General features: G+C 47.2%; 13 protein-coding genes and 1 tRNA gene. 7 read left to right on the forward strand and 7 right to left on the reverse strand.

All coding sequences use genetic code 11. The features are described 5' to 3' along the window. Positions 1-83 precede the first annotated feature (83 nt). Positions 84-1610, reverse strand: coding sequence for a site-2 protease family protein (locus QUB33_RS07605; RefSeq protein WP_445299513.1), 1527 nt, complete (start codon positions 1608-1610; stop codon positions 84-86). A gap of 227 nt (positions 1611-1837) precedes the next feature. Here QUB33_RS07605 and QUB33_RS07610 point away from each other — a divergent pair, with 227 nt between their 5' ends. Then, the gene (locus QUB33_RS07610) at positions 1838-1984 is read left to right on the forward strand and encodes a hypothetical protein (RefSeq protein WP_333349108.1); all 147 of its coding nucleotides are present in this window, start codon (positions 1838-1840) and stop codon (positions 1982-1984) included. A 72-nt stretch (positions 1985-2056) separates the two neighbouring features. On the opposite strand, the gene QUB33_RS07615 is transcribed toward QUB33_RS07610, so the two are convergent. Continuing rightward, positions 2057-2130, reverse strand: a tRNA-Arg gene (locus QUB33_RS07615). A gap of 941 nt (positions 2131-3071) precedes the next feature. On the opposite strand from QUB33_RS07615, the gene QUB33_RS07620 reads away from it, so the two are divergent. The 3 genes from QUB33_RS07620 (at position 3072) to QUB33_RS07630 (ending at position 6505) form a co-directional block, all read left to right on the forward strand. Further along, positions 3072-3746 carry an Npun_F0813 family protein gene (locus tag QUB33_RS07620; protein WP_333349109.1) on the forward strand — a complete coding sequence of 225 codons (675 nt, stop codon included), beginning with the start codon at positions 3072-3074 and terminating at the stop codon, positions 3744-3746. A 559-nt stretch (positions 3747-4305) separates the two neighbouring features. After that, positions 4306-5361 (forward strand): hypothetical protein, encoded by a 1056-nt coding sequence (locus tag QUB33_RS07625; RefSeq protein ID WP_333349111.1) that lies wholly within the window; start codon positions 4306-4308, stop codon positions 5359-5361. 154 nt (positions 5362-5515) lie between these two features. After that, entirely contained in the window at positions 5516-6505 is a 990-nt protein-coding gene (locus QUB33_RS07630; protein WP_333349113.1) for a hypothetical protein, read from the forward strand. 14 nt (positions 6506-6519) lie between these two features. On the opposite strand, the gene QUB33_RS07635 is transcribed toward QUB33_RS07630, so the two are convergent. Then, positions 6520-6795: a LapA family protein gene (locus tag QUB33_RS07635; RefSeq protein WP_333349114.1), complete on the reverse strand. Its 276-nt coding sequence runs from the start codon at positions 6793-6795 to the stop codon at positions 6520-6522. Between the two features lie 367 nt (positions 6796-7162). Next, the gene (locus QUB33_RS07640) at positions 7163-8596 is read right to left on the reverse strand and encodes a phosphoglucomutase/phosphomannomutase family protein (RefSeq protein ID WP_333349116.1); all 1434 of its coding nucleotides are present in this window, start codon (positions 8594-8596) and stop codon (positions 7163-7165) included. 884 nt (positions 8597-9480) lie between these two features. On the opposite strand from QUB33_RS07640, the gene QUB33_RS07645 reads away from it, so the two are divergent. After that, a complete protein-coding gene (locus tag QUB33_RS07645; RefSeq protein ID WP_333349117.1) occupies positions 9481-10575 on the forward strand; it encodes a hypothetical protein in 1095 nt (364 codons plus the stop codon). 47 nt (positions 10576-10622) lie between these two features. On the opposite strand, the gene QUB33_RS07650 is transcribed toward QUB33_RS07645, so the two are convergent. From QUB33_RS07650 to nagA, 3 genes are all read right to left on the reverse strand, one after another. Next, positions 10623-11015, reverse strand: coding sequence for a DUF423 domain-containing protein (locus QUB33_RS07650; RefSeq protein ID WP_039886547.1), 393 nt, complete (start codon positions 11013-11015; stop codon positions 10623-10625). A 260-nt stretch (positions 11016-11275) separates the two neighbouring features. Further along, positions 11276-11962 carry a magnesium protoporphyrin IX methyltransferase gene (gene bchM, locus QUB33_RS07655; RefSeq protein ID WP_333349118.1) on the reverse strand — a complete coding sequence of 229 codons (687 nt, stop codon included), beginning with the start codon at positions 11960-11962 and terminating at the stop codon, positions 11276-11278. A 208-nt stretch (positions 11963-12170) separates the two neighbouring features. Further along, positions 12171-13400: an N-acetylglucosamine-6-phosphate deacetylase gene (nagA, locus tag QUB33_RS07660; RefSeq protein WP_333349120.1), complete on the reverse strand. Its 1230-nt coding sequence runs from the start codon at positions 13398-13400 to the stop codon at positions 12171-12173. A gap of 234 nt (positions 13401-13634) precedes the next feature. On the opposite strand from nagA, the gene purE reads away from it, so the two are divergent. Further along, the gene (gene purE, locus QUB33_RS07665) at positions 13635-14156 is read left to right on the forward strand and encodes a 5-(carboxyamino)imidazole ribonucleotide mutase (RefSeq protein ID WP_333060767.1); all 522 of its coding nucleotides are present in this window, start codon (positions 13635-13637) and stop codon (positions 14154-14156) included. Between the two features lie 83 nt (positions 14157-14239). After that, the gene (locus QUB33_RS07670) at positions 14240-15841 is read left to right on the forward strand and encodes an ammonium transporter (RefSeq protein WP_333349121.1); all 1602 of its coding nucleotides are present in this window, start codon (positions 14240-14242) and stop codon (positions 15839-15841) included. Positions 15842-16345: the final 504 nt, after the last annotated feature.

Consider the following 16345-nt stretch of genomic DNA (forward strand, 5'->3'; position numbering starts at 1 on the left):
TTCCCCAGTTCGATCGCTCAATTCCTAGATTCCACTAATTTACCGCAACCCAACAGCCTATTACCAAAGAGGCCCGACTGCTGTTAGTTCCCGATTCCCAGACGGCCGGCCAAAGCCGGAGTCAACGGCAACAGCGCAGCAATCATCAAGAACAAAGCTAGCAAACCCAAAGCCGCGCGAGCGTCGTCAGGCTCAGTCAGCTCGTTGAGGCTCGGCCGCTCCAGATTTCGCTGTAAAATCAGAATCACGATCGCCCAATACAGAGCCAAAGGATTAACTAAAGAAACGATGGCCAGCACCACAAAAGTCGCCAAAGTAGTGCGACTGGCTATTTTCCGACCGTAGATTGCTTGCACGATTCTACCCCCGTCCAACTGTCCCGCCGGCATCAAATTAATCGCCGTTATTACCAAGCCCAACCAACCGATAACTACCAGCGGGTGAACGTCAACAATCTGCTGCTGCAACGCCGAACCCAAAACCACTTTTGCCAAAGTTCCCACCAAAACCGATCCTTTGAAAAATTCTGCGGGAATTTGAAACAAACTGCCCGGGTGAGACAGCAGCAAACCCGTTACTAGCATTAGCAGAGAAACTATTCCCCCAGCCGCTGACCCGGCAAAAGCAATGTCAAACAAAACTTTACGGTTGGGCAGCAGCGACTCAAAACGGTCGATCGCTCCAAAACAACCTATCTGCAAAGTTGGTATAAAAAACGGCCAACTCAAGCCAACCTTGTACCGATTTGCCAGCACTCGGCGAGCAATTTCCCCAGAGCCTAAAACCGCCCAAATTCCGGCTGCAATTGGCAGAACTTCTAGATATCTAGCCGGCGAGTTAAAGAAATCGAAACCTAGCAGCAAACCGCCTGTCTCTAAGCTAGTAGCAATTGTTGCCAGCAGCAGCACGACTGCTAGGATTTTTTGAGACACGGTTGTTTGCTGCGGGTCGTTGGTGCTGGGCAAGATAATAACTACGGGCTTGTCGTCCTGATTTTCTACTAAAAATAGGCGGTAGCGATCGTTTAATTTTTCTTCCAAACTTGCCGTCAAACGTGAGTGTACTTGTTCGGGGTCTCCCCGGAGATTGCCTTTGAGAATTACCCCATCTTGATAGGGAATCGTTTCTGTGGCAAAGAAAGTATCAATCCCAAAGATGCCTTTAATTGTTTTGAGGTCTTCAACTGGAACGGGAATTATTTCTGATTCCTTATTCGCAGGCGAGGATGTCACGATCTTAATGGTTTCTGGGCCTGGTGTTCCCTGCGAGTCAGGAGCCGAGAAAGCATCGCTTTGAGACTTTACCTCAACAGCATCCGGGCGCGGCAGCACTGCATCCGATGCGGCCTTACGCAATTGCCGCCCCAGATAAATGTACAATCCCGTGGATGCCACGAGCAGCAACAATACCGCCACTAGATTGAGGTAAATTCCGGCGGCGAACAAACCAAAGAACAGCAGCCAGGGGCTCATCAGCGCAACAGATTGCAACCAAGCCAAAATTCCCAGTTTGCCAAAAGGTCTGGCGCGATAAAATCCCCAACCCAGAATTCCCAGAGCAACCAATACGAGCGCAATTGTTGCCGTATTTTCCGATGCAACTAGAGGCATTCCGGTTGCTTGCGCCAATAGGGGCTTTAATCGGTCGATCGCGCTGCGGTCGAGTAATAGCATTAAATTATGGGGAATATGAAATAGAGTTGTTGGGAACATATCCAAACCTATCGGAAACTAGCCTGATTACTAAGGATAACCCCTGAGGGCTACTCGGCCCACAACCTGCTGCTGGTGCTGTTTGAACATCGCAGGAGCTATGCTATTGACACAATAGACTTTTTATGATAACACATCGGCTGGGGCAAACCTATACTCAGAAGGGTAGCAGTGTCGATCGCCCAGAAGCAGGCAGATTCGCCGAGTTTGACAGGCGGGGCTTTTGTAAGGATTTGTTTCGGATTCGGGCATCGGAAACAAATCCCAAGTAAATAAGATCTCAGCCTCTGTTTCCTTGGCGGTATAAAAGTGCTAAAACCCTTGAGATCATTAAATTTGTGTAACGGGTACGGCAGGACTTGAACCTGCGGCTCGCTGCTTAGAAGGCAGCTACTCTATCCAACTGAGTTACGCACCCAACTCAAAAATCGCTAACAACATTATTGTATCGGTGCAGTGTGCGATCGAGCAAGTAAATTATGTGATGACTTACGCAGAAAGCTCTGTGATGTACAAAAATATGGCGTGCAGCGCGATGGTTCGGGAAAAAAAACCAAGGTTATGAGAGTGTCTGTGCCTCCAAGACTGTATCTGACAAAAGCTGGAGGGACACACCTGCAAACAGCACAATTGTAAATTTACAATCAAAACTAGGTAGGACGTGAACTCGGGTAAAGTATTTAGAGGTCGAGGTGAAACCCAACTATTTGGTCGATCCGATCTCTCTCCCAATTAAGACGGAACTCAGACAGCACAATAGTTACAGGTGCTTTTTCCCAGATTTCTATTGGTTGTGTTAACATCCCCTAGTGGCAAAGCCTAAAACGCTGACCGCATTACCGAAAAACCAGAGCTCGTTCCCTGATTTTAGGTATGAGTTGAGACAGAATGACTAATTGGCTGATGTTTAGTTATGTTTGCTAACATTCTGCTCGACTTGATATTTGATAAAAATGTGGTAGAACTAGGATTGAAAGACTCAGGTGAAAATCCCTGATGGTACGGAGCCTCTATATAAGCTTCCTCTACGGCATCAAAGCAAAACAGTCAATCGCCCGCTCGGCACGAGCGCGAAAATCAAGCGTTGCCAGTACAGCAGTCGTAAATTGTGCGCGGGGGATTTTCCTTCGTGCATTGATTTATACGCTCAGGCTGAGAGACAATCTCAGCTCAGATATTTGTTAGCATTTGTTAGCAAAAGAGTATCGGAACGCTTGAGGAGAGAACCATCTCTAGGTGATCGGGAGCAATCCTGCTAATTTAAGTGGACTCGCTGAATCAAGAATCCCTTCGCCTTTAGGCATCGGGAGTGTCAAAAGCACAGCACCTCGGCCATGACAGGAGTCAAATCGCAGTGTCATGTTTATTCTGAAACGGCAGGATGTTGAAATAACCAATTTTCAACACCCAAAACGGGATCAACAAATTCCCATTCTCAATTATCAGGGGCAGACTTTTCGCCTGATCAGCGCCTTCAACGGCAAGCAAGCAGAAGACGCCAGAGCCTTGTGGCGGGACTTAACCGACAACCGAGGCAAAGCCTGTGTTCTGCTAGAAGAGCCGGATCGATATAGCGTCTGGGGAAAAGTCCGTTTAGATCAGCTTGCCGGTGAAGAACCGGCAGGTAATGAAGCAGCCAAATCACCGCTGTTCGCGCAGGGTTGTCTGCTGCTGCTCCAAGCTGTTTACTTCGATGTAGAAGACCTCTTAGGCGCAAGGCAAGCCACATCGTTTCAGAAAGATATCGCCAAGGTATTTCAGCAGGGAAACTTCCCCCAGGCAGACTCCCCTGATGCGATCAAAAATTGGCTAACCGTTAGTCCCTTGCAAAATCACAAGGTGCCTGCTTGGCAAGAGCAGCATCTCAAGACCTTATTGCAAGAACTCCACCGTTTGGGGAAATCATATTTTGGCAATACGGACTTCGCTGAGGGAGTCAGCGATGTGCTGCAAGATATGCCAGCCCCGGATCGGACTCAGTTTCTAGATTGGTTGAAACAATCAGCCCTCAACAAATTGTGGATCGCAGGATAGAAAATCTTTGACAATTGCTCAGACAATTGGATTGAGATAATTTAGCTTAGATAATTGCACTGTAGGGGGTAGGGGATATACAGGTTGGATTGCCAACTTGTATTGATCGACCAAATTGTTGATTCGGTTTGGATGCCACCTATGGTCTGGCAATTTAACTCAGTGTCGATCGCAGTCCCCACCCAGAATTATTGATATGAGTGGGGGAGTGTGAAAGCAAAAAAACAGATACCTCAACCTTTGATGGTAGAATTTCAGAGATAGATAGGGTACTGTAAAAACCTTAAGGGTGGAGACATATACCGTATTTCTATCATTATATTTCCGGGTACAAGATCGACTAACGACTAATTTATTGAATTAGTAAATAGATATTATTCTTGCTTAGTCTTTCTAGAGTGTACGAGGGCAAAAGTCCCGACGACACACTGAGGACGCCAGTTATTCCGGAAGCGTCTGATCGAGGTTTTTTAAGGTTTTTTGGCGAAAGAATCCTCATCTTTAATCAAAGATTGAGATGGGGTACGTTCAACCGCTAGTTAGGTCTCGTGGAATCCCTATGAGTAGCACTTCAGAAAAGTCATCTACATCTTCATCTTTACTGTCAGCTCAGACCCTAGTGATTGTGGGCATTGTCTGGGCTGTCATGGCGCTGCTGTTCTTTTTGCTGTTCAGCGTCCCCCTCTCAGCAGAAGAGGGTTTACCTCTTTGGTACTCGATCGGCACTTTTATTTTTGAATGCGGAGCATACTTGGGAGCGGCTTTAGTCTGTTTTAGAAACTGGCAAAGCCCGCACATGGTCAGCGGGCGCAACGTCTGGCTGGGCATAGGTCTGGGGATGCTGTTCTATTTCATAGCCGGTGTGCTGTTCGGGATTTGGGAACTCTATTTCGGTTTAGACCCGGACGTGTCTCCAGCAGATGCCTTTTATCTGGGCAGCTATGTGGTACTGATCGGAGGCATGGTTGTAGCTGTGACTTCCAAGCGGCTGAATCTAGAAATTTGGCAGTGGGGTTTGTTAGCGGGAATTGCAGCCTTCGGGATTGCTGTAGCTATTTGGGTTGCTGCACCAGACTCTTGGAGGGCCCAGCTAGGAATGGCTCCGGCAGCCACTCAAGAAGTAGTGACAGAATCTGAACCAGCAACCACTGCCACAGGAAGAGCGCCTGCTTTGGAAAATTCGTCTAAGTTACAGGCAAAAACAGCCGCGACCGATGCTGCATCAGCACCCGAAGAAGAAGAAGCAGAAATCAAAGCTCCCGGATGGGTGATGGCACTGGACAAGCAACTGTCGCCTTACGCCTATGCAATCAATTTGTTTTACATCGTTGGGGACGTTTTTCTGCTGATTATTGCTACTGCATTGCTGCTGGCGTTTTGGGGAGGACGTTTTTCCCAATCTTGGAGAATGATTGCGGCTGCAACTTTTTCGCTTTACATCGCAGATATGTACTTTAAATGGCGCGATACTCAGACTGAGGGTACTTATCAAAGCGGCAGTTTGCTGGAAGTCTTTTTTGTTTTCAGTGCCATTCTGTTTGGGATTGGAGCTATCTTGGAACATGACATCTCAACCCGCTCTCGTCAGAGCAGGCGCAGTCGTCGCGCAGCCTAGCGATTTGATATAGGGGTTGCTGTGGCAAGCGATGGGGACGCGAAAGCTTTTTTGCCATTGTCGGCATCTCTGAGCTTGAACTTGAAAATGAAAAATCACAGTTCGCTGACTACTAGCCTGCGTCTTTTCACGTCTTTTTGCTGGGAAACTTGGCATGACGCCTACAAAACTCTCCGATTCAGACAAACGCGAACTCATCAGGCTGTACCGACAGTCAAACGAGAATACTATCACTCTGGCAAAGCGCTACGGAGTGAGCAGTTCGACTGTGAGGCGCATCCTTCAGGGTGCTTTGTCGGAGCCGGAATACGAATCTCTAGTGCAGCAAAAACAAAAGCGTTTGTCCGATCGCAGCAGTGTTTCTGAAGCGACAGAGGCGACTACTGAGTCGTCGGCAGATGGCGAAATCGATCCTGTAGCTGTCCCCCTGTCGGAGTCAGTTCCTGTCCAGCAGTCAGCCTCAAATTCGAGACCGACGATCCGAAAGCGTTCTGAATCAGTCCCTGAACCAGTTGCAGAACTCGAAATTCGAGGGAATTTAGAGTCGGAGTTGGAGGTTTCGGATGTGCCAGATGCCCCAGCAGCCCATGTTGCCGATCGAAGCCACCGCGCTGTTGTGACTGGTGAACTCAAGGCAATGCTGCCAGCAGAAGGGCTGCTGGCAGGTGAAGACTTTAGGGATTTCGAGGACGACGAGGATGAGGAGGATGATGAGGATGATGACGATTTAGATGACGACTTCGACGAAGATGTAGAGGATGAAGACTCTCTGTTTGAAGGCAGTCTCCTGGGTTCACTATCGTCGGGCGAGTTGATCGAGCTTCGGGGTACAGGACAAATTCAAGTTTTGCCTTTAAGCCAAGCATCTCTGCCCAAAATTTGTTATTTGGTGGTCGATCGGGCAGCGGAGTTAATCACCAGACCCCTAAAAGCTTTTGGCGAACTGGGTCAAATTCCGGCGGCGGAAATTCGCGAGAAAACCCTGGCAGTGTTTGACAATCACCGAGTGGCGCGCCGATTTGCTACTCGCAATCAAAGGGTTTTCAAGATTCCTGACAGCAGTATGCTGCAAAAAGCAGCGCCTTATTTGCGAGCTAAGGGAATTACTCGGCTGCTGATTGACGGTCAGGTATATTCCCTCTAAGGGATCAAATCTATTTAATATTGTACGGTGTCGGATTCTTCTGGATTTGCCTGAAATTTAGGACGCGAGTTTTGGGAATCTGAAAAATTCCACAGCGGTTGCAGTAGCGCACCTCCGATCAGTCCTGCACTCAGGCTCATTGCCAATACTACTCCTACGGGCAGTTGTATCGATTGAAAAAAGATAAAGTTTAAGGATACTGGGGCTGCGTTTTGCACTGAGATAATGCCGATCGCGCTTACTAAAAGTGCTACTACAAAACTAATGACGAGCAGAGGAATTGTTTTCATAAACGGGTTGACAGGCTAATAATTTAACTTGTATACTTGTTTTATAATTGAAATATGTGTGAAAAATTTATTTTTGCAAAGACCCCATTATTTAATAATATAGAATAACATTAGGGGAAAAGTCAAGTAGAGACGGAAAAAGTAGAGAATTTTTTTAATTAATTAAAAATTAAACAAACATAAATAAATTTACACTTCCCAAACTTAAACAAATCCAAGTGTATTGCACATATATAACTGGCCCACCAGTATCGATGATTAATGTTCAGAGGCTTTGCCAGAGTTATCAAAAATACGTAAGGTGCGCCAAGCGCACCTCACAATCCCAAGCGCTAGGGGAAAAACCCCCGTTGGAATAGGTAAAAAATTAAACAGGTTCTAACTGAGAAATTACCTTTTCCATGTGTTGGGCAACTTGGCTTTCTTTTTCCACAGAATTGGTTTCCATGTAAACGCGCATCAAGGGTTCGGTTCCCGAAGGCCGCAGCAGTACCCAGCCACCGTCTTCAAGATAAAGTTTAATTCCGTCTTTGCGGCCGATTTCCTTAACGCCGATACCTGCTACTTCTGTGGGGGGATTCTTGGTAAAAGATTCCAAAACGGCTGCTTTGTGGGCTTCTTCTAGGTGCAAGTCCAAACGTTTGTTGTACAGCGGGCCGTCGGCTTCTTTAATGGCTTCTTCGACTAGCTGAGAAAGCGGTTTGCCTTCATAGGCGATCGCCTCAGCAACTAGCATATCAGCCAAAATCCCGTCTTTTTCGGGAATGTGACCCAAAACGCTCAAACCGCCAGATTCTTCGCCACCGATGAGCACCGCAGTTTCCCGCATTTTTTCGCCGATGTATTTAAAACCGACTGCGGTTTCGTAGATTGTTAAACCGTACTTGGCGGCCAAATTGTCCAGCAAGTGGGTAGTTGCGACTGTACGGACGATCGCCCCAGTCAAGCCTTTATTCTTCACCAAGTGACGCGCCAGCAGCAACAGCACAGTATTTGGAGTCAAGACATTTCCCAACTCGTCAACAATACCAAAGCGATCGCTGTCGCCATCGGTAGCTAAACCCAAATCCGCCGAATCCTTCTTAACAGCTTCCACCAACTCAACTAACTGTTCGCCCTTGGGTTCGGGCATTCCACCACCAAACAGCACGTCGCGGTAGGTATGAAAACTTTCGACCTCGCAGCCGCAGTGTTCCAAAACGCCGTCGAGATAGCCGCGAGAAGTCGAGTAGAGAGCGTCGTACTTCACCTTCAACTTAGCAGAGCGAATCCGCTCCACATCGATCAAAGTATAAAGAAACTTCAGATATTCGGGTTTCGGGTCAAAACTGGAGATTTTATCGTTGTGGCTGCCTTTGGCTGGGGCATCAGAAGCACCAGCAATATTTGCCACAATTGTATCAGTAATTTCCGGGGTAGCCGGGCCCGCGTAGTCGGGGATGTATTTGATGCCGCAGTAAGGTGCGGGATTGTGCGAAGCCGTGAACATCAGGGCTCCTGCGGAGTTGAGATGCTTGGCGCTGTAGGCGATGACTGGTGTGGGGCAATCTCGATCGACCACTTTCACCGTCCATCCCAAATCTGCCAATACTTCCGCCGAGGTGCGGGCGAACTCGTCTGCCAGAAAGCGGGTATCGTAGGAGACTAGAACTGGGCGGTCTTTGGTGTAAGCGGTTTCTAGGTAACTGGCGATCGCCCGGGTGACTTTTCGCACGTTGGCAAAAGTAAAGTCATGGGCAATCAGCCCCCGCCACCCATCGGTTCCGAACTTAATTTCTGTTGAATTGCTGCTAGCGCTCATTTTATCCACTTCCTCTCGTCCTACTAATCCTACCCGAAGCCATAGCCTTAAAGACGTACTGGCCGTGCTGTTTGTGAGGATCTATCGCCCGTGGGACCCGCATCAACCTCATCCTATCGTTGTAGAGACAGGCTTCGGGTTCCGGGAGAGGACTCGAAAAACTCAGAGTTGGCAAAATGTGGGAGTGATAGGGCTACTCAGTCGCTAATTCCGATTTTGAAGGGTGGTTTGCCGATCGAATGGACGGCGATCGATTGGGGGCGATTCCCTACGGGATAGCTTCGCTTCACGGGGAAGCTAAAAAACCGATCGCAAAAAACTGCCCTGGCAATGGTATTAACTAAATGCACATAAATCTGATTCTCATCTCAAATTTAATTTTTTATTTAGAAAAGCCCATCGTTAAATTTGTTAGGGTTTCCTAACAATCGCCAGACTAAAAATACATTTCTAATTCAGCTATAGAAATAAATTAACCAAAGTCACCCCTAGATCGTGCTGTAGCCTAGCTTCTTGAAGAAACGAAGGCGCTCAACCAAAGCGCTCCAAAACAAAGATAAGGTATTTCAAGCAGCAGTTTTTTTTAAGCAGACTTAACTTTAATTCTCAGTTTTTAACACAAATTAAATTTATTTCCAGCCTTCTTTATACGTCAAAAAAATAGATTGGGGTCGCGATCACAGGGTGATGGTGATCGATCGCACAATAAATAACGTTATTAACGTGCAGCTTATAAAAGATGCAGGCAGTCGAGCCAAATGGCTTATAGCTTTAAGCGTAATGGCTGATGACTGTCAGCGTAAAAATGCAGAAAATTGTAGTTAACAACGTTAAAAATTAGGGGAATCGATCGGGTGCGACTTAATAAAAAAACGAGGTTTATCATGACGGGTATTTCACAAATATCTTCAAAATCTTTACCAGCCGCAGACAAATTTCAACAGGGCGCAAGTCAGGCGTCCCAAGGTATTACCCGACCGGACACTGACAAACTCCCAAAAGCTAAAGGGGCCAGCGTTTCTTCCTTCGCAGTTAGCTGGGCAAAAAAATATTACAGTACCGTTGCGACACGAGAGAAGAAAGCGCCACGCCAAATTCTCCCAAGCCTCGATTTAATTAATTTTGAGGGAAATAGAGCCCCAATAGTTGACAAATTGACAGATACCCTGAAATTAGCCAGCGAGATAGCTTGGAGTAGAGTAGAAGCTCTTTTAGGGAAACAAATAAAGCGGCACGGCATCGATAAGAGCTTAATTAATCCTTTAGAAATTTCCGCCGACACTCGTACCTTATATCAGAAAGCAATAGACGCTTATGCGGATAGAGAACCTGTTTTCAGGTTGTCAGTGCTGGTGGGAAAAGATATTATCAAAGTGAGGCGAAAATACTCAGAGACAGATCCGTTAGTGCTGGGATTTGTGACAATCGAGTTTCAATACACTAGCAAAATCTTGTTAGGATGTCTTTCGGATTCAGAGCGAGCGGAATTTGCGCCCTACTTAAAAGTTGTAGACGACTACCTCCACATTCCCTACGGAGAGATTAACGAGGCTGCGGCGAATCAGCCCCCGAATTCAAGAGCTCTATTAGCCGTTCAGCATTTGTTGCAGCACACGACTCAGATTGCTAGTGCAGTGTACGATCGAGCTAGTTCCCAGCATCAAGGATACCGCAGCAGCAGCGGGTATTTGAGCGATCGCGAGGTTAAAATTTCTGGTATCCGGGATGTCGAGATTTTTCAAAGCTATTTGTGCTGGTGCGTTTTGGAAGGTAGCATTCACCCCGTACAGCAAGAATTGTTTCCAATTTGCGTGATGTTGTACCCCAAACTTCATGTAAGTTGGGAGTTAGTGCAGGATATGCTGCTGATTTTATTTTGGGAAATATGCGAGCGGCTTCCTGCTGAAGATTTAACGGTATTTGTACCTTACTTGCGTACTCTGACTGAGATGTTTTCCAGCGATGTGTTTGAAAATTAGATAATTGGGAATTGGGAATTGGGAATTGCCTCAAATTTACCAATTGCCTATTTAAAACTAAAAGCTGCGACTGCCAAACATCCCCAACCGGCAATAAAAGCAACTCCCCCCAGTGGCGTAATTGCGCCCAGCCATTTGATGTCGCTCAAACTCAGGGCGTACAAACTGCCTGAAAAGATGATTGTGCCGGCAATAAAAGCCCATCCAGCCACTGCAAAAAAGGTTTGAGACTCTTGGGCGCGGCTCAAGAGTAAAGCGACGAGTAATAAAGCTAGGGCATGGTACATTTGATATCGGGCGCCAGTCTCAAAAATGGTTAAAGCTCGATCGCTCAATTGATTTTTCAAAGCGTGGGAGGCGAAAGCACCGCCGGCAACGGATAAACCTCCGAATACGGCTGCCGCTGCTATAAAAATGCGAATTAAAATTAATGTTGACATAATATTTATTGCATTGGGAAGAAGGAAGAAAGAAGAAGGAAGAAGGAAGAAGGAAGAGGGAAGAAGAAAGAGGGAAGAGGGAAAAACATCTAATTGTTGATATCGAAGGTGCGGGGTGCGTGCCTTACTTTTCATTGCGAACGTCCGCGAAGCAATCGCAGAGTATGCAGGTTCACTGTCGTAACTCTGGGAAGGGAAGGTGCGCGGGGCGCACCCTAGGCTGATAATAAATTAGCTTTTTTGCCGAGGAGATTTTTAACCTATTTTCGCACAGCTTCCAACAAGCGAGAATAGTAAAAGTTAGTGCTAGTCATCGCTGTTCTGTTAATAACAAAACCATTGTTGTCTAGGATTTTGATAATATCAGCTTCGCGGTGCTGGTAAGCCCGAGTAGTTTTGCTCGGACCGGGGAAAAGTTCACCAATTTTTTTGAGGGCGGTGAGTGCTAAAGTTTTGGGTGCAAAACTAAGAATTAGTCGCGATTCGGCGATCGAACTTAGGTGAGCGATCATTTCTGCCGCCTTATTTTGAGGATAGTGGATTAGCACATCCAAACAAATCACTGTGTGGAATTTGCCGGTTAAAGCTTCCAAATCTTGGGCGGCGAAGGAGATGTTGTAGAGCTTGCCGGGAACTGCTGTCGATCGATCGTAAGCTTCTGCTACCATCTTTTCAGAGATATCGCTAGCGCAAACAATTGCCCCAGCGTCAGCCAGAGGAATGCTCAGAGAGCCTACACCACAGCCAGCATCGCAGACACAAAGCCCGGGCAAATTGCCGTCAGCTTGCAGCCATTTGATGACTGTATCCACCGTTTGCTGGTGGCCGGTGCGGATGTCTAGCTGAACTTTATTGACTTGACCCTCGCCGTAAATTCGCTGCCAGCGATCGAATCCCGTCGAGTTAAAATACTGTCTAACTATAGTCTTGTCGTCTACCAAATTCATCGATCTGCCTGCTGCTGAGTTATTGCCAACGGTTAGATATTATATAGCAATCCGGTTCGGAAAATGTGCAACTTGCAACAACAGATTTTAGATTGGCTATTTTAGATTTTCGATGAAAACGGCACATCTAAAATCTAAAATCTATCGGGTAATACCAGTTGACCGATTCCCACTTTTTCAATTCTTTAATCTAAAAGGGTATAACAGGCTAAAAGAGTCGATGCCAAGTCAATTCCTTTGTCGCCGCATTTAAATTCCAGCGCAACAATTGAGTTGCCGATTTGCCAATAATTCCCGAAAGTGCGATCGCCCTTCTCGGAGATTCAGTTGCCAGGGCGATCGCACTTTCGGCATCGCAAATCCCCCACTCCACCAAATTCTGCACTCCCGCCAACAGCGGCAGAGTTGTACCCGCCAAAGTAGCAGATTCCAGGGGGGAATGGTAATCTAATCTTACCCAAGCCGTACCTTTTCTGACTTCAATTTGTCGGGAATCCCAAGGATAAACACCGTCAGGCAAACCCAAAGGAGCCAAAGCATCGCTCACTAAAAAAACGCCTTTTTCATACCTACCAGCGCGCAGAAAAAAATCAATCATTGTCGGAGAAACGTGCTTCCCGTCGGCAATTAAACCGCATTTTACGCCCGGATAAACAATCGCCGCTCCCAACAAACCCGGTTCTCGGTGGTGCAAACTCGGCATCGCATTAAAAGCGTGAGTTACCATAGAAGCTCCCCGCTCAAATGCTTGCTGCGCTTGCTCTGCGGTCGCTTGGGAGTGTCCGAGACTGACGGAAATTCCCAAACTTTGCAAATAGGAAATGACTTCGCCAGTGCTGTCTAACTCCGGCGCTAAAGTAATTATTTTGACAATATCGGCACAATCTCCTAAAACTTGCTTGACATTTTCTATAGTGAGCGGTAATAAAAACTCAACTGGGTGAGCTCCTCGCTTCTGGGGGTTGAGAAAAGGGCCTTCGAGGTGAACACCGACAATTTCCGCTGTTTTGGGCTGAATTGTTGCCGGAGCAGCGGTTTGTACAGTGCGGATATAATCAGCTATAGTCGAGAGCGATCGCCTAAACTTATCCAGCGAAGTTGTCACCAAGGTCGGCAAAAAAGCATCGACTCCCTGATTCCACAAAAATTGACAAATTTTCGGCAACATTTCCATATGCTTGCTTTCTAAATCGGGAAAAGCAAAACCGAGGGCGCCGTTAATCTGCAAGTCAACACCGCCTAGAGAAAGCCAATCGCCTGCTACATCAAGCACTTGCAAATCTGGAGGACAAATCCGTTTAAATACGGCGTCCATCGGGCAAACTTCTTGAATGATGCCCATTTCGTCAACAGCAAGCATCTGCAAATCCTTGCAACCGGGGAGGCGAACATTGAGAATATCTGTGCGGGCGGCAGTTGGGGTTGTGGCTTCAGTCATCCGATTTTAGATTTTAGATTTTAGATTTTAGGTTTAATATTCGCTACGGATAAATCCGGTGGCTGGCGATGAGGAGGGGGAGCTTTTTGCTTTTTGCTGGCTCCAGGGCTGCTCAGACGGGGGCTGGTGGCAAAATTGCTTTTAAAAGTCAGTTTTGGTACAAAATATCTAAATTTGAGTTAACGCAATCATTTAAAATTAGCATTTATCTGAAATCTCAAATCTGAAAATTTTATGAATCAAGCGACAGTTGGAATTATCATGGGTAGCGATTCGGATTTGCCAACCATGAAAGATGCGATCGCAGTTTGCGAAGAATTCAGTGTTGCTTGCTCCGTGGCGATCGTCTCGGCGCACCGCACCCCCGATCGCATGGTGGAATACGCCCAAACCGCGCACCAACGAGGCTTGAAAGTAATTATCGCAGGAGCCGGGGGAGCGGCGCACCTCCCGGGTATGGTAGCATCTTTAACGCCCTTGCCAGTAATTGGCGTGCCTGTACCCAGCCGCCACCTGCAAGGGGTAGATTCGCTGTACTCGATCGTGCAAATGCCAGCGGGGATACCCGTAGCAACAGTGGGGATCGGCAACGCTAAGAATGCTGGCTTGCTGGCAGTTCAGATACTGGCAGCTCATCAGCCAGAACTGCTAGAGCGAGTCTTGCATTACCGCAAAAATTTGTCCGAATCTGTACTGAAAAAACAAAATCAATTAGAAGAGCTAGGCTATCATAACTATCTCAATCTCAACAAATAATCCATAAACTTTTGTAGTAAGATTGGAAAGTTTTCCGAATATTGCTGAGCTTACTAGCCGTAAAGAGGGTAAAAGTGATTAAAATGACTGTCGGAAAGAAAAAGTCAAAACCCGTCAGGCGGGAGTCTTTAAATTTGCCAGCAGCTAACTTTTTGACTAAAGTTAACAGGTTCAAGAAATTACAAAGGACGATCGCCCGCCTCAGTCCAAGTTGGCAAGCCTGCATACCAATAGCAGCAATCATCGTCTTGGTGTGGGGATATGCGGCGGTAGCCCAAACCGCTCCCGCGCCAACCACCGAGGAACAATTAGCAAGCCTTAAGGTGGGCATGGATACCATGTGGGTGATGGTGGCGGCGATGCTAGTGTTCTTTATGAACGCCGGTTTCTGTATGTTGGAAACCGGTTTTTGCCGCCAAAAAAATGCCGTCAACGTGCTGTCAAAAAACTTGATTGTTTTTGCGCTTTCTACGATCGCATATTGGGCGATCGGCTTTGCCTTAATGTTCAGCGACGGCAACGGTTTTATCGGCACCAGCGGCGGATTTTTTCTGTGGAATGTAGCTGACAACAGCCCCGCTACAGGAGACGCTTATCAAGGCATTTTCAGCGCATTAAACTGGACGGGAGTCCCCCTCAACGCTAAATTCTTTTTCCAATTAGTTTTTGCGGGAACTGCTGCGACGATCGTTTCTGGAGCAGTTGCAGAGCGAGTTAAATTCATTGACTTCTTAATTTTCAGCTTGCTGCTAGTAGGCATTGCTTACCCAATTACCGGACACTGGATTTGGGGCGGCGGCTGGCTGGCAGACGCAGGCTTCTACGATTTTGCCGGTTCGACAGTGATTCACTCAGTAGGCGGTTGGGCTGCTTTGATGGGAGCGGCATTTTTGGGGCCGCGGATCGGCAAGTACCGCGACGGCGATACTGTGGCGATGCCGGGACACAATATGAGCATTGCCACCCTGGGCTGTTTGATTCTGTGGTTGGGTTGGTTCGGGTTCAATCCCGGTTCGACAATGGCAGTCGATCCAAATGCGATCGCCCACATTGCGCTCACCACCAACACTGCGGGTGCCTTCGGCGGAGTTGCTGCAACCGTTACGGCTTGGCTGTACCTGGGCAAACCCGACCTTTCGATGATTATCAACGGCATCCTTGCAGGCTTAGTCGGGGTAACAGCGAGCTGCGCTTGGATCAACATCCCCAACTCTGCCATAATCGGCACGATCGCCGGTATCCTGGTAGTTTTCGCAGTAACTTTCTTCGACAACTTGAAAATTGACGACCCTGTAGGCGCAACTTCAGTTCACTTAGTCTGCGGCATCTGGGGAACTTTGGCAGTTGGCTTGTTTGCTGACGGGCCGACAACTGGACTTTATACCACAGGCCCGGCAGCCGGATTGCTTGTGGGCGGAGGTTTCGGTCAACTCTGGGCGCAGTTGGTCGGGATTATCTCTGTAGGGGGGATGACCGTGCTGCTGAGTACGATTTTTTGGGCCGCACTCAAAGCTTTGCTGGGTATCCGCGTTTCTGCTTTAGAGGAGGCTGAAGGTTTGGATATCGGCGAACACGGGATGGAAGCTTACACCGGGTTTGTTAAGGAAACCACCTTGGACAACAGAAGTGAGAGCAGCTACGGCGGTTATGGTGGGGGTTCTGGGGGTAGGACTACAAAACTGTAGAGCGTGCGCTTGAGCGACCAATTCAGCTTTCGTATCCTACATTAGCTATTTATCAGCTAATTCACGCTTTTCTTCAGAAAAACCACCATCTGAAATAGCCGCCAACATATGGCTGTCTATCGTTGTGCTCGCGTTTCAATCTTCGATGCGAACGCGGGCATAATTTTATTTTTAGTTGACCTTTAAGGGCTGACATATGGCGTTGCACAATGTGAAGATGATTATGGTGGGGTGTCCCGCCTGCTGTGAAAATACACGCCTTCGGGGTGAGGATCTCATCCCACAAAAAAAATCAAAATCATGCCGCTATTCTGCAACGCCTTACATATATTAGTTTCCGATTGCATGAGATGTGCGCCGATAATTGGTAATGGGGAATTTAAAATCTGTAACTAACGAACTTTGCAAGCTGGTGTATTGATTAGAGGTAAGGATTCAGGTAAAAAATAGTTCATTGAGAGCCGAAAAATATGGTAATGTAGTCAGATGAGCGAAAAGCCAGAG

This window comes from Microcoleus sp. B3-A4 (assembly GCF_036705385.1).
GTDB lineage: Bacteria > Cyanobacteriota > Cyanobacteriia > Cyanobacteriales > Microcoleaceae > Microcoleus.

What these genes read in the sequence shown, in the direction of transcription:
- QUB33_RS07605 (WP_445299513.1), bottom strand. Translation starts at nt 1,610, where the DNA reads ATGCCTCTAGTTGCATCGGAAAATACGGCAACAATTGCGCTCGTATTG.
- QUB33_RS07610 (WP_333349108.1), top strand. Translation starts at nt 1,838, where the DNA reads ATGATAACACATCGGCTGGGGCAAACCTATACTCAGAAGGGTAGCAGT.
- QUB33_RS07620 (WP_333349109.1), top strand. Translation starts at nt 3,072, where the DNA reads ATGTTTATTCTGAAACGGCAGGATGTTGAAATAACCAATTTTCAACAC.
- QUB33_RS07625 (WP_333349111.1), top strand. Translation starts at nt 4,306, where the DNA reads ATGAGTAGCACTTCAGAAAAGTCATCTACATCTTCATCTTTACTGTCA.
- QUB33_RS07630 (WP_333349113.1), top strand. Translation starts at nt 5,516, where the DNA reads ATGACGCCTACAAAACTCTCCGATTCAGACAAACGCGAACTCATCAGG.
- QUB33_RS07635 (WP_333349114.1), bottom strand. Translation starts at nt 6,795, where the DNA reads ATGAAAACAATTCCTCTGCTCGTCATTAGTTTTGTAGTAGCACTTTTA.
- QUB33_RS07640 (WP_333349116.1), bottom strand. Translation starts at nt 8,596, where the DNA reads ATGAGCGCTAGCAGCAATTCAACAGAAATTAAGTTCGGAACCGATGGG.
- QUB33_RS07645 (WP_333349117.1), top strand. Translation starts at nt 9,481, where the DNA reads ATGACGGGTATTTCACAAATATCTTCAAAATCTTTACCAGCCGCAGAC.
- QUB33_RS07650 (WP_039886547.1), bottom strand. Translation starts at nt 11,015, where the DNA reads ATGTCAACATTAATTTTAATTCGCATTTTTATAGCAGCGGCAGCCGTA.
- bchM (WP_333349118.1), bottom strand. Translation starts at nt 11,962, where the DNA reads ATGAATTTGGTAGACGACAAGACTATAGTTAGACAGTATTTTAACTCG.
- nagA (WP_333349120.1), bottom strand. Translation starts at nt 13,400, where the DNA reads ATGACTGAAGCCACAACCCCAACTGCCGCCCGCACAGATATTCTCAAT.
- purE (WP_333060767.1), top strand. Translation starts at nt 13,635, where the DNA reads ATGAATCAAGCGACAGTTGGAATTATCATGGGTAGCGATTCGGATTTG.
- QUB33_RS07670 (WP_333349121.1), top strand. Translation starts at nt 14,240, where the DNA reads ATGACTGTCGGAAAGAAAAAGTCAAAACCCGTCAGGCGGGAGTCTTTA.